This is a genomic window from Bisbaumannia salifodinae (assembly GCF_055388505.1).
The window spans coordinates 346892-360173 of record NZ_AP043781.1; the positions used below are offsets into that span (position 1 = coordinate 346892).

Below are 13282 nucleotides of genomic sequence, written 5' to 3' on the forward strand. Positions count from 1 at the left end.
GATGAGTCATGAGCCTGTCGGGAGAGTGGCGCCGGCTCAAGGAGCTGGACTGGCGCGAACTGGATCTGCGCGAGGCGGGGGGCTGGCCCTGGTCATTGCAGCTGATCTGCTGCCTGCTGGTGCTGGGACTGACCTTCGCCGGCATGCACTGGTACCTGGCCTCGCCCAAGGCGGAGGAGCTGGCCGGGGCCGAGCGCGAGGAGCAGAACCTGCTGCGCGACTACCGCAGCAAGGCGGCCCAGGCCGCCAACCTACCCGCCATGCGTGAGCGTAGTGCGGCCCTGGATGCGCGGCTGGGTACGCTGCTGGAGATGCTGCCCAGTGGTGCCGAGATCCCCTCGCTGATCGACAATATCAGCGAGACCGCCATCGAGAACCAACTGCTGATCAATGCCATTCGCCTGCGCCCACCCGTGTCCCAGGAGTACTACGTGGAGCAGCCCTTCGATATCCAGGTGGAGGGCGACTATCACCGCATCGCCTCCTTCCTCTCCGGGGTGGCGGGGCTGCCGCGCATCGTCACTCAGCACGACTTCACCCTGGCGCCGGTGGAGGGGGGCAACCGCCTGCGCCTCTCGCTGCTGGCCAAGACCTACAGCTATCGCCATGACAGCGGGGAGGTGAGCCCATGAATTCGCTCCTTGCGCGTGGCGGCGGCCTGCTGCTGTTGGCCGCCCTGGCGGGTTGCAGCGATCCGGATATCGCCGGCCTCGATCGACAGTTGGCGGAGATTCGTGCCAATCCCGGGGCGATGGAGCTTTCTCCATTGCCCGACACCCCGGGCTATGTCGCCATCTCCTATGATCAGGCCGATCGACGTAGCCCTTTCATGGCGCGGCTACCGGAGCCGGAAAAGGCGCTGGCCGGGGGCTCCACGGACCTGGCCCCCGATCTGGCCAGGCCGCGGGAGCCGCTGGAGCAGTACCCCCTCGATCGACTGGCGCTGGTTGGCACGCTGTCGGTGGGAGGGCGGCCCTCGGCCCTGGTGCGGGCGCCGGATGGGGAGGTGCACCGGCTGCGCAGCGGCAATTATCTGGGCACCGATTTCGGGCGTATCGTCAGCATCACCGAGGCCAGCGTGCAACTGGTGGAGGTGGTGCCCAATGGGCGCGGCGGCTGGATCGAGCGAGTGCGTAGCCTATCGTTGAACGGGGAGGGGCGTCAGCGTGGCTGATGGCGGCGCGGCGTGCAACACAACAAGGGCAAGGGGAAGGGATCATGCAAACCATCACACGCTGTCTGGCAATACTCTGCCTGTCGCTGCTGGGAAGTGCCTCGGCGTGGGCGGCCTCGACCCTGACGAGCCTGGATTTCCGCCAGGCGGATGAAGGGGTCGAGGTAGAGCTGCACTTCCAGGGCGGGGTGCCGGAGGTGCGCGGCTACCGGCTCGACGAGCCGCCGCGGCTGACCATCGACCTGATGGAGACCGGCAGCCTGGTGGAGCGCCCGCGCCAGTCGCTGAACCTGGGTGGCGTGGACCAGGTCACCACCCTGCAGGCCGGGTCGCGGACCCGGCTGGTCTTTACCCTGGACGAGGAATTGCCCTACTCCACCCGTCAGGAGGGGGATCGGCTGATCCTGGCCATCGGCGGCGCCGGGGGGGCATCCTCGTCGTCGGTGGTCGCCGCCTCATCGCCGACGACGCCCACGGCGACCTCGACGGTTGCCCAGGAGCCGCGCATCGAGGATATCGATTTCCGCCGCGGCGCCGATGGGGCCGGGCGCCTGATCGTGACCTTCGATCGCTCGGGAATCGCCAGCCGGGTGCGCGAGGCCAGCGACAACCGCATCCTCGCCGAACTGCGCGGCGTGCGCCTGCCGGCCTCCCTGGATCAGGTGCTCGACGTCACCGATTTCTCCACGCCGCTGAGTCGTATCGTGCCGCGCCCCGACAGGGAGGGGGTGACCCTGGAGCTGCAGGCCAGCGGCGACTTCGCCATGTTCTCCACGCATAGTGGGCGTGAGCTGATCATCGAGGCCCAGCCGGTAGCGCCGCCGGCGCCGCAGCGGGTGGAACGCCCCGAGCAGCGCAGCTTTTCCGGCGAGCGTATCACCCTGAATTTCCAGGATATCGAGGTGCGTTCGGTACTCTCCATCATCGCCGACTTCACCGGCCTGAATATCGTCGCCAGCGATAGCGTCACCGGCCGGGTGACCCTCAATCTGCAGGACGTGCCCTGGGATCAGGCCTTGGACCTGGTGCTCAAGAGTCATGGCCTGGCCAGCCGCCAGGAGGGCAACGTGATCGTGGTGGCCCCGGCGGCGGAGCTGGCCAATATCGAGCGCCAGGAGATCGAGGCCCGGGAGCAGATGGAGGTGCTGGCGCCCCTGGTCACCCGCTATGTGCAGATCAATTACGCCCGAGCCGCCGACCTGGCCGGCCTGCTGCGCGGCGGTGAGGAGGGCTTCGGCCTGCTTACCGAGCGTGGTCGGGTCAGCGTGGATGCGCGCACCAATACCCTGCTGATCCAGGATACCGCCGAACAGCTGCAGCAGATCCTCGATACCATCGAGCAACTGGACGTGGCGGTACGCCAGGTGCAGATCGAGGCGCGTATCGTGATCGCCCGGGATAGCGCCAGCCGGGAGCTGGGGGTCAACTGGGGGATGTCGCGCCCCGGAGGCAGCCGTATCGACCTGGATGGCGCCGCCACCAGTCCCGGCCAGACCTTCTTCGATCCGGTGGAGGGCGAGCTGGTCTACCGGGATCGCGATGGCCTGGCGGTGGATCTGGGCGGCGATCGCGATCCGCTGACCTCCTTTGCCTTCGGCTATCTCTCCGGGGATATCCTGATCGACCTGGAGCTGCGCGCCCTGGAGAGCGAGGGGCGCAGCCAGACCATCTCCCAGCCCCGGGTGATCACCGCCAATCAGCGTACCGCGGTGATCAAGCAGGGCGAGGAGCGGGCCTTCCAGACGGTCAGCGACAGCGGTACCGAGACCGACTTCAAGGAGGCGGTGCTCTCCCTGGAGGTAACCCCGCAGATCACCCCGGACAACCGCATCGTCATGGATCTGCTGATCACCAACGACAGTTTCCGGGATACCTTCGTCGGCAGCGAGCCGCCCATCGATCGCAACGAGATCCAGACCCAGGTGCTGGTCAACAACGGCGAGACGGTGGTGCTGGGGGGGATCCTGACCACCGAGCAGATCCGCAGCCTGTTCGAGACGCCGCTGCTGTCGGATATCCCGGTGATCGGCAACCTCTTCCGCTATACCCAAGAGAGCAATGAAAAGGTAGAGTTGTTGATATTCATCACTCCCACGATCCTCGAGGATGGGCTGGCACTTCGCTGATGCAGGACTTACCCAATCTCTTTCTTATCGGCCCCATGGGGGCCGGCAAAAGCACCATCGGCCGCCTCCTGGCGGCCGAGCTGTGCCGCGACTTCTACGACAGCGACCATGAGATCCAGGCGCGCTGCGGCGCCGATATTCCCTGGATCTTCGATGTCGAGGGAGAGGCCGGGTTTCGTGAGCGCGAGGCTCAGGCCATCGATGACCTGACCCGGCGCTCCGGGATCGTCATGGCCACCGGCGGCGGCGCGGTGATCCGCGAGGTCAATAGGCGCGCCCTGCGCGAGCGGGGCACCGTCATCTATCTCTATACCACGGTGGAGCAGCAGTTGCGACGCACCGCCAAGGATCGCAATCGCCCCCTGCTTCAGGCCGAGGACCCCGGCCGGGTGCTGCGGGATCTCTTCGCCGCACGGGATCCTCTCTACCGGGCCACGGCGGATCTGATCGTGCGCACCGATCGTCGCGGCCCCAAGGCCGTGGCCAGCGAAATCGTGCGCCGGGTCACCAAGCTGGTGGATCCCCTGCAATCCTGCAAGGCGTGATGCCCTCCTCACCAACCTTCGGTGTCTCTCCTCCATGAGCCAAGTCGCCTCTTCCGTCAGTACCCTTAACGTCGACCTCGGCGAGCGCAGTTACCCTATTCATATTGGCGCCGGCCTGCTGGGGGATCCCCAGTGGCTGGCCCCCTACCTGACGGGGCGCCAGGTGATGATCGTCACCAACGAGACGGTGGCACCCCTCTATCTGGCGGCCTTCAAGGCCGGCCTGCCCGAGGGCCTCGAGGTGCGCGAGGTGATCCTGCCGGATGGTGAGCACACCAAGACGCTGTCGAGCGTGGAGCGTATCTGGGATGCGCTACTGGAGGCCGGCTTCAATCGCCGCTGCACCCTGGTGGCCCTGGGCGGTGGGGTGATCGGCGACATGACCGGCTATGCCGCCGCCTGCTACCAGCGCGGGGTCGCCTTTATCCAGGTGCCCACGACATTGCTTTCCCAGGTCGACTCCTCGGTGGGAGGCAAGACCGGGGTCAACCATCCCCGCGGCAAGAACATGATCGGCGCCTTCTGGCAGCCCCGTGCCGTGCTGATCGATACCGCCAGCCTGGCCAGCCTGCCGGCCCGGGAGCTCTCGGCCGGCCTGGCGGAGGTGATCAAGTATGGCCTGATCCGTGATGCGGACTTCCTGGCCTGGCTGGAGGCGCGCATGGAGGCGCTGCGTGGGCTCGACGAGGCGGCCCTGCGCGAGGCGATCCTGCGCAGCTGCGCCATCAAGGCCGAGGTGGTGGCCGCCGACGAGACCGAGCAGGGAGTGCGTGCCCTGCTCAACCTGGGCCACACCTTCGGCCATGCCATCGAGGCCCATCAGGGGTATGGCGCCTGGCTGCATGGCGAGGCGGTGGGCACCGGCATGCTGATGGCCGCCGAGCTCTCCGCGCGGCTGGGCTGGCTCTCCCGGGAGGACGTCGAGCGCGTGGCGGCGGTGATCGAGGCGGCGGCCCTGCCGTTGGCGGCGCCGGCGGCCATGGACGAGGAGGCCTTCCTGGTGCCCATGCGTCTCGACAAGAAGAATATCGATGCCCGATTGCGGCTGATCCTGCTGCGGAGGGTGGGGGAGGCCTGCGTGTATGACGAGACGCCGGCGGAGCTGCTGCGGGCACTGCTGATGGATTTCCCGAGGCAGTAATATCTTTCGAAAAATAAGAATTTTTCAGGAAAAGCGGCGACCATTTTTCGATGGTCGCCGCTTTTTTGTGGCGCCTAGCCAGTGGTATCAGAGTGTGCGATTCATTAATTAGTATGCCTTATGCACAATCGGTATGGGTAGGGGGTGGGGTTGTTAGACTAAAGTCTATTGTGATCGAGGCTTTCGAGAAGTCAGGGTCAAGTCATTGAACTGGCAAGTTTTTTATTCGTTGGTGGTGTCTAAGCTAGCGATTTGTTGAGATTTTTTGTGGCGCCTGTCGGCCGGGGAATTGCGCGAGGAGAGGTGTCTGGCTATGCTGGACAGCCTTTTTTCTGCTCCCCAGGCGCCCGGTATCACCCTTCTTAAAATAAGAAAAACCGATAAGAATATCATGGTTTGCCTGGGAATAAAAGACATCTAGCTTGAGGGACACGCCCATGAACCGAGGTCTCCATCAGCCCGGCGAATTCCGCGATAACTGCGGCTTCGGCCTGATCGCCCATATGGAAGGCGAGGCCAGCCATGACCTGCTCAAGACCGCCATCGAGTCCCTGACCTGCATGACCCACCGCGGCGGCATCGCCGCCGACGGCAAGACCGGCGACGGCTGCGGCCTGCTGCTCAAGATGCCCGAGAGTTTCATGCGCGAGGTGGCCCGGGAGACCCTGGGGGTCGACCTGGGTGACCGCTTCGCCGTGGGCGCCATCTTCCTGCCCGACGACGATGAGCGCGAGGCCCATGCCAGGCAGGTGCTGAGCGCCGAGCTCGAGGCCCGTGGCCTGGTGGTGCATGGCTGGCGCGAGGTGCCCACCGATCCCAGTGTCTGTGGTCCCATGGCCCTGGAGTGCCTGCCGCGGATCCGCCAGGTCTTCGTCGAGGCCGCCGATGAGCGCCTCGATGCCCAGTTGGGCGTGGATCTGTTTATGGCCCGGCGCCGCGCCGAGGAGGCCCTGCGCGACGAGGAGGAGTTCTATGTCTGCTCCCTCTCCGCCAAGGTGGTCTCCTACAAGGGCCTGATGATGCCGGTGGACCTGCCCACCTTCTATCGCGACCTGGGCGACCCGCGCCTGACCACCTCCATCTGCGTCTTCCACCAGCGCTTCTCCACCAACACCGCGCCGCGCTGGCCGCTGGCCCAGCCGTTCCGCTTCCTGGCCCATAACGGCGAGATCAACACCATCGAGGCCAACCGTGGCTGGGCCAACTCGCGCAAGGAGAACTTCGTCTCGCCGCTGCTGCCGGAGATCGCCGAGCTCGACGAGATCGTCAACACCACCGGCTCCGACTCCTCCAGCATGGACAACATGCTGGAGGTGCTGATGACCGGCGGCATGGATATCTACAGCGCCATCCGCATGATGGTGCCGCCGGCCTGGCAGAACGTGGAGACCATGGATGGCGCCCTGCGCGCCTTCTACGAGTACAACTCCATGCATATGGAGCCCTGGGACGGTCCCGCCGGCATGGTGATGACCGACGGCCGCAACGCCGTCTGCATGCTGGATCGCAACGGCCTGCGTCCGGCCCGCTGGGTGATCACCAGGAACGGCTATATCACCCTGGCCTCGGAGATCGGCACCTACGACTATGCTCCCGAGGACGTGGTGGCCAAGGGTCGCGTCGGCCCCGGCCAGGTGCTGGGTATCGACACCGAGACCGGCCAGGTGCTGCACACCGCCGACGTGGACGAGCGGCTCAAGTCCGCCTATCCCTACAAGCGCTGGCTCAAGGAGCGCGCCCACTACCTGGAGTCCGCCCTCACCGAGCTGGCCCGCTTCCAGCCCCTGGAGGCCGAGGCGCTCAACGTCTGGCAGAAGATGTTCCAGGTCACCTTCGAGGAACGCGACCAGGTGCTGCGTCCCCTGGCCGAGAGCGGCCAGGAGGCGGTGGGCTCCATGGGTGACGATACCCCCATGGCGGTACTGTCGCGCCACAATCGCCTGCTCAGCGACTACTTCCGGCAGAAGTTCGCCCAGGTCACCAACCCGCCTATCGATCCGTTGCGGGAAGCGATCGTGATGTCCCTGGAGAGCTGCATCGGCGCCGAGCTCAATGTTTTCGAGGCGACTCCGGAGCATGCCCACCGACTGATCCTGACCACGCCGATCCTCTCGCCGCGCAAGTTCACCACCCTGGTCAATCACGAGGATCCGGCCTTCGCCAGCCACACCCTCACGCTGGGCTATGATCCCGAGCAACAGGGCCTCAAGCAGGCGCTGCTGGCGCTCTGCCAGCAGGCCGAGGAGGCGGCGCGCAGCGCCAAGGTGATCCTGGTGCTCTCCGATGCCGACCTGCCCAAGGGCGAGTTGCCGATCCACGCCGCCCTGGCGGTGGGCGCCGTGCACCATCACCTGGGCAAGCTGGCGCTGCGCCCGCGGGTCAACCTGGTGGTGGAGACCGGCTATGCCCGCGATGCCCACCAGATGGCGGTGCTCTTCGGCGTCGGCGCCACCGCGGTCTATCCGTGGCTGGCCTATCAGGTGATGGCCGACATGCATCGCTCCGGCGAGCTGGTCGGCAACCCGGCGGACGCCCGGGAGAACTACCGCAAGGGCATGCAGAAGGGGCTCTACAAGATCCTCTCCAAGATGGGTATCTCGACGCTGGCCTCCTACCGCGGCTCCATGCTCTTCGAGGCGGTGGGCCTCGACGAGGAGGTGATGGCGCTGTGCTTCCCGGGCATGGCCTCGCGCATCCAGGGCACCGGCTTCGCCGAGCTGCAGCTGCAGCAGGAGCTGCTGGCCCGGGACGCCTGGATTCCCCGCAAGGGCATCTCCCAGGGCGGCCTGGTCAAGTATGTCCACGGCAAGGAGTACCACGCCTATAACCCGGACGTGGTCAAGACCCTGCAGGAAGCGGTTCAGCAAGGCGACTACCGGAAGTGGAAGAAATTCGCCCAGTTGGTCAACGAGCGGCCGGTGGCCACCGTCCGCGACCTGCTCAGGCTCAAGCCCGCCGCCGAGCCGCTGTCCCTGGAAGAAGTGGAGCCGGTGGAGAACCTGATCCCGCGCTTCGACAGCGCCGGCATGTCCCTGGGCGCCCTGTCGCCGGAGGCCCACGAGGCCCTGGCCCAGGCCATGAACGAGTCCGGTGGGCGTTCCAACTCCGGTGAGGGCGGCGAGGATCCGGCCCGCTACGGCACCATCCGCTCCTCCAAGATCAAGCAGATCGCCTCCGGGCGTTTCGGCGTGACACCGGCCTACCTGGTCAACGCCGAGGTGCTGCAGATTAAGGTGGCCCAGGGCGCCAAGCCCGGCGAGGGTGGTCAGCTGCCCGGCGGCAAGGTCAACGACCTGATCGCCCGGCTGCGTTACGCGGTGCCCGGTGTGACCCTGATCTCGCCGCCGCCGCACCACGATATCTACTCCATCGAGGACCTGGCACAGCTGATCTTCGACCTCAAGCAGGTCAACCCGGACGCCCAGGTCTCAGTGAAGCTGGTCTCCGAGCCGGGCATCGGCACCATCGCCACCGGGGTGGCCAAGGCCTACGCCGACCTGATCACCGTCTCCGGCTATGATGGCGGCACCGCGGCCAGCCCCATCACCTCCATCAAGCATGCCGGCTCGCCCTGGGAGCTGGGCCTGCCCGAGGTGCACCAGGCGCTGCGCATCAACGGCCTGCGCGACAAGATTCGCCTGCAGACCGACGGCGGCCTGAAGACCGGCCTCGACGTGGTCAAGGCGGCGATCCTCGGCGCCGAGAGCTTCGGCTTCGGCACCGCGCCCATGGTGGCGCTGGGCTGCAAGTACCTGCGCATCTGTCACCTCAACAACTGCGCCACCGGTGTCGCCACCCAGCATCAATACCTGCGCGACGAGCACTTCCGCGGTACCGTCGACATGGTCAAGCACTACTTCCGCTTTATCGCCGAGGAGGTGCGCGAGCTGATGGCCCTGCTGGGCGTGCGGCAGCTCACCGACCTGATCGGGCGCACCGACCTGCTGGAGGTGCTGGAGGGCGAGACCGCCTCTCAGCGCAAGCTGGACCTGACGCCGCTGCTGGCCAACGACTTCGTGCCGGCGGAGGCACCCCAGTTCTGTGCCGTGGAGCGCAACGTGCCCCACGACCCGGGCGCCAAGAACCAGGAGGTGCTGGCGGCCCTGAAGCAGGCCATCGACGAGAAGTCCGGCGGCGAGTTCCGCTTCGCCATCACCAACTGCGACCGCTCGGTGCCGGCGGCGGCCTCCGGAGCCATCGCCAAGCGCTACGGCGAGGCGGGCCTGGAGGAGGCGCCCATCAAGGTGCGCTTCGAGGGCGTGGCGGGCCAGAGCTTCGGGGTATGGAACGCCCGTGGCCTGCACCTCTACCTGGAGGGTGACGCCAACGACTACGTCGGCAAGGGCATGAACGGCGGCCAGATCGTTATCGTGCCGCCCCGGGCCAGCCGCTTCGAGAGCCACCAGACGGCGATCATCGGCAACACCTGCCTGTATGGCGCCACCGGCGGCAAGCTGTTCGCCGCCGGCACCGCCGGCGAGCGTTTCGCGGTGCGTAACTCCGGCGCCACCGCGGTGATCGAGGGGGCCGGCGATCACTGCTGCGAATACATGACCGGCGGCCTGGTGGCCGTGCTGGGCGAGACCGGCGTCAACTTCGGCGCGGGCATGACCGGCGGCTTCGCCTATGTGCTCGACGAGGATCGCACCTTCGTCGACAAGTACAACCACGAGCTGGTGGAGATCCACCGGGTCAATACCGAGGCCATGGAGGCCTATCGGCGTCATCTGCGGGAGATCATCGAGGAGTACGTGGCCGAGACCGGCTCCGAGCGCGGCAAGGCGATCCTCGAGGACTTCAGCGACTTCGTCCGTCACTTCTGGCTGGTCAAGCCCAAGGCCGCGAGCCTGGGCAGCCTGCTCGCCGAATCCCGGCGCCGGCCGGAATAAGCGGCCGGAATCAGTGACTGGCGCCGGCCAAGGGCAGGGCCCCGGCCGGCGCCGACGAGATCGCCACGCAGAGACTAGGAGCAGAGACCATGGCTAACCGTTTGAGCAACGATTTTCAGTTTATCGATGTGGGTCGTCAGGACCCGCAGAAGAAGGAGGCGCGGACCCGGGCCAAGGAGTTCGCCGAGATCTACGAGCCCTTCAAGCCCCAGGAGGCGGCGGGTCAGGCGCACCGCTGCCTGGCCTGCGGCAACCCCTACTGCGAGTGGAAGTGCCCGGTCCACAATTACATTCCCAACTGGCTGAAGCTGGTGGCCGAGGGCAATATCCTCGAGGCCGCCGAGCTCTCCCACCAGACCAACTCCCTGCCCGAGGTGTGTGGCCGGGTGTGTCCCCAGGATCGCCTCTGCGAGGGCGACTGCACCCTCAATGACGGCTTCGGCGCGGTGACCATCGGCTCGGTGGAGAAGTACATCACCGACACCGCCTTCGCCATGGGCTGGCGCCCGGACATGTCCCGGGTGACCCGCACCGACAAGAAGGTGGCCATCATCGGCGCCGGCCCGGCGGGGCTCGGCTGCGCTGATATCCTGGTGCGCAATGGCGTCACTCCGGTGCTCTTCGACAAGTACCCGGAGATCGGCGGCCTGCTGACCTTCGGCATTCCCGAGTTCAAGCTCGAGAAGCACGTCATGGAGCGGCGCCGGGCGGTGTTCGAGGAGATGGGCATGGAGTTCCGCCTCGGCGTCGAGGTCGGCAAGGACGTGGCCTTCGACACCCTGCTCGAGGAGTACGACGCCGTCTTCCTGGGCATGGGCACCTACAAGTACATGGAAGGGGGCTTCCCCGGCGAGAACCTGCCCGGGGTCCACAAGGCCCTCGATTACCTGATCGCCAACGTCAACCACTGCCTGGGCTTCGAGAAGGATCCCGCCGACTTCGTCTCCCTGGAGGGGCAGCGGGTGGTGGTGCTGGGTGGCGGCGATACCGCCATGGACTGCAACCGCACCGCCATCCGCCAGGGCGCGGCCAGCGTGTCCTGCGCCTATCGCCGCGACGAGGAGAACATGCCGGGCTCCAAGCGCGAGGTGACCAATGCCCGGGAGGAGGGGGTGGACTTCCTCTTCAATCGCCAGCCGGTGGCCGTGGTGGGCGAGGAGAAGGTCGAGGGCGTCAAGGTGGTGCGCACCCGCCTGGGCGAGCCCGACGAGAACGGCCGCCAGCGTCCCGAGGTGGTGCCGGGCTCCGAGGAGGTGCTGCCCGCCGATGCGGTGGTGATCGCCTTCGGCTTCCAGCCGAGCCCGGCGCCCTGGTTCGCCGACTTCGGCATCGAGGTGGACGAGCGCGGCCGGGTCAAGGCCCCCGAGCAGGGCGCCTACCCCTTCCAGACCACCAACGAGAAGATCTTCGCCGGTGGCGATATGGTGCGCGGCTCCGATCTGGTGGTCACCGCCATCTACGAAGGGCGCCAGGCCGCCGAGGGCATCCTCGACTACCTGGAGGTGTAAGCCGCCAGCGAGCTACAAGCGCCGAGCTACAAGCAAACCCTGAAGGCTGCGATCTTCGGGGTTTGCTTTGGCCCGGGGGGCAGGCTGCTGGCTTGCCGCTTGCCGCTTGCCGCTTGCCGCTTGCCGCTTGGCGGCCAAAATTGAGCCATTGGTCGCACTCTGCTATTCTGTCGTCCCATCCTGGCGCGGCTTCCTGCCGAGCCTTCCGATCACGTTTCGACAGGTTCTCCATGACACGATATATCTTCGTGACCGGCGGCGTTGTGTCCTCACTCGGCAAGGGCATTGCGTCGGCTTCGCTGGCGGCGATTCTCGAGGCCCGTGGCCTCAAGGTCACCATTCTCAAGCTGGATCCCTATATCAATGTGGACCCGGGCACCATGAGCCCCTTCCAGCACGGCGAGGTGTTCGTCACCGAAGATGGCGCCGAAACCGACCTCGACCTGGGCCACTACGAGCGCTTTATTCGTAGCAAGATGACCCAGGGCAACAACTTCACCACGGGTCGCGTCTACGAGCACGTGCTGCGCAAGGAGCGCCGCGGCGACTACCTGGGCGGTACCGTGCAGGTGATTCCGCATATCACCGACGAGATCAAGCGCCGGGTCTATGCCGGCAGCGAGGGCTACGACGTGGCCCTGGTCGAGATCGGCGGCACCGTGGGCGATATCGAGTCGCTGCCCTTCCTGGAGTCGATCCGCCAGATTCGCAGCGAGCTGGGCGCCAACCGGGCGATCTTTATGCACCTGACCCTGGTGCCCTATATCAAGACCGCCGGCGAGACCAAGACCAAGCCGACCCAGCACAGCGTCAAGGAGCTGCGCTCCATCGGTATCCAGCCGGATATCCTGATCTGCCGCAGCGAGGTGGAGCTGGAGGCCGGCGAGCGCCGCAAGATCGCCCTCTTCACCAACGTGGAAGAGCGCGCCGTGGTGCCGCTGCAGGACGCCGACACCATCTACCGCATCCCGCTGATGCTCCACGAGCACGGCCTCGACGAGATCGTCTGCGACAAGCTGCGCCTGGAAGCCGGTGAGGCCGACCTGGGCGAGTGGGTACGGGTGCTCGACGCCAAGCTCAACCCCTTGAAGTCGGTCAATATCGCCATGGTCGGCAAGTACATGGAGCTGCTCGACGCCTACAAGTCGCTGAACGAGGCGCTGATTCACGCCGGCATCCAGGGGCGGGTCAAGGTCAACGTCGACTATATCGACTCCGAGGAGATCGAGCGCAACGGCACCGACCGCCTGGCCGACAAGGACGCCATCCTGGTCCCCGGCGGCTTCGGCGAGCGCGGCGTGGAGGGCAAGATCGCCACCGCCCGCTTCGCCCGCGAGAACAAGATCCCCTACCTGGGCATCTGTCTGGGCATGCAGGTGGCGGTGATCGAGTTCGCCCGCCATGTGGTGGGCTGGGACGACGCCAACTCCACCGAGTTCACCCACGACACCCAGCACCCGGTGGTGGGCCTGATCACCGAATGGCTCTCCCCGGAGGGCAAGATAGAGCTGCGCGACGCCGCTTCCGACCTGGGCGGCACCATGCGCCTGGGTGGTCAGGTGTGTCGCCTCGAGGCCGGCACCAAGGCCCGCGAGGCCTACGGCAACGACGAGATCGTCGAGCGCCATCGCCATCGCTACGAGGTCAACGACCAGTTCGTGGCCGACCTGGAGAAGGCCGGCCTGGTGGTCTCCGGCAAGAGCGTCGACAACTCCCTGGTGGAGATGGTCGAGCTGCCGGATCACCCCTGGTACGTGGCCTGCCAGTTCCACCCGGAATTCACCTCCACGCCGCGCGATGGCCATCCGCTGTTCAGTGGCTTCGTCAACGCGGCCCTGGAGCACAAGAACGTGCGGGCCCGCCAGCAGGCCCAGGCCCAACCGCAAGGCTAAGGCCGAG

General features: G+C 66.3%; 8 protein-coding genes. All 8 read left to right on the forward strand.

What is annotated here, in order from left to right:
- Window positions 1-8 precede the first annotated feature (8 nt).
- The 8 genes from ACZ5EF_RS01690 (at window position 9) to ACZ5EF_RS01725 (ending at window position 13275) form a co-directional block, all read left to right on the forward strand.
- Entirely contained in the window at window positions 9-632 is a 624-nt protein-coding gene (locus tag ACZ5EF_RS01690; protein WP_346062782.1) for a type IV pilus inner membrane component PilO, read from the forward strand.
- Window positions 629-1174 (forward strand): pilus assembly protein PilP, encoded by a 546-nt coding sequence (locus tag ACZ5EF_RS01695; protein WP_346062781.1) that lies wholly within the window; start codon window positions 629-631, stop codon window positions 1172-1174. Before ACZ5EF_RS01690 ends, ACZ5EF_RS01695 begins: the two co-directional genes overlap by 4 nt.
- Window positions 1175-1218: 44 nt before the next feature.
- Window positions 1219-3300 (forward strand): type IV pilus secretin PilQ, encoded by a 2082-nt coding sequence (pilQ, locus tag ACZ5EF_RS01700; RefSeq protein ID WP_346062780.1) that lies wholly within the window; start codon window positions 1219-1221, stop codon window positions 3298-3300.
- The gene (aroK, locus tag ACZ5EF_RS01705; RefSeq protein ID WP_346062779.1) at window positions 3300-3845 is read left to right on the forward strand and encodes a shikimate kinase AroK; all 546 of its coding nucleotides are present in this window, start codon (window positions 3300-3302) and stop codon (window positions 3843-3845) included. Before pilQ ends, aroK begins: the two co-directional genes overlap by 1 nt.
- A gap of 34 nt (window positions 3846-3879) precedes the next feature.
- Window positions 3880-4986, forward strand: a complete 1107-nt coding sequence (gene aroB, locus ACZ5EF_RS01710; RefSeq protein ID WP_346062778.1) for a 3-dehydroquinate synthase — start codon at window positions 3880-3882, stop codon at window positions 4984-4986.
- 437 nt (window positions 4987-5423) lie between these two features.
- Window positions 5424-9875 carry a glutamate synthase large subunit gene (gene gltB, locus ACZ5EF_RS01715; protein ID WP_346062777.1) on the forward strand — a complete coding sequence of 1484 codons (4452 nt, stop codon included), beginning with the start codon at window positions 5424-5426 and terminating at the stop codon, window positions 9873-9875.
- An 89-nt stretch (window positions 9876-9964) separates the two neighbouring features.
- Complete coding sequence (locus ACZ5EF_RS01720) at window positions 9965-11383, forward strand: FAD-dependent oxidoreductase (protein ID WP_346062776.1); 1419 nt, start codon at window positions 9965-9967, stop codon at window positions 11381-11383.
- A 230-nt stretch (window positions 11384-11613) separates the two neighbouring features.
- Entirely contained in the window at window positions 11614-13275 is a 1662-nt protein-coding gene (locus tag ACZ5EF_RS01725; protein WP_346062775.1) for a CTP synthase, read from the forward strand.
- Window positions 13276-13282: the final 7 nt, after the last annotated feature.

Bases quoted from the DNA above. Each gene is read 5' to 3' on its own strand.
- ACZ5EF_RS01690 (WP_346062782.1), top strand. From the start codon at position 9: ATGAGCCTGTCGGGAGAGTGGCGCCGGCTCAAGGAGCTGGACTGGCGC.
- ACZ5EF_RS01695 (WP_346062781.1), top strand. From the start codon at position 629: ATGAATTCGCTCCTTGCGCGTGGCGGCGGCCTGCTGCTGTTGGCCGCC.
- pilQ (WP_346062780.1), top strand. From the start codon at position 1,219: ATGCAAACCATCACACGCTGTCTGGCAATACTCTGCCTGTCGCTGCTG.
- aroK (WP_346062779.1), top strand. From the start codon at position 3,300: ATGCAGGACTTACCCAATCTCTTTCTTATCGGCCCCATGGGGGCCGGC.
- aroB (WP_346062778.1), top strand. From the start codon at position 3,880: ATGAGCCAAGTCGCCTCTTCCGTCAGTACCCTTAACGTCGACCTCGGC.
- gltB (WP_346062777.1), top strand. From the start codon at position 5,424: ATGAACCGAGGTCTCCATCAGCCCGGCGAATTCCGCGATAACTGCGGC.
- ACZ5EF_RS01720 (WP_346062776.1), top strand. From the start codon at position 9,965: ATGGCTAACCGTTTGAGCAACGATTTTCAGTTTATCGATGTGGGTCGT.
- ACZ5EF_RS01725 (WP_346062775.1), top strand. From the start codon at position 11,614: ATGACACGATATATCTTCGTGACCGGCGGCGTTGTGTCCTCACTCGGC.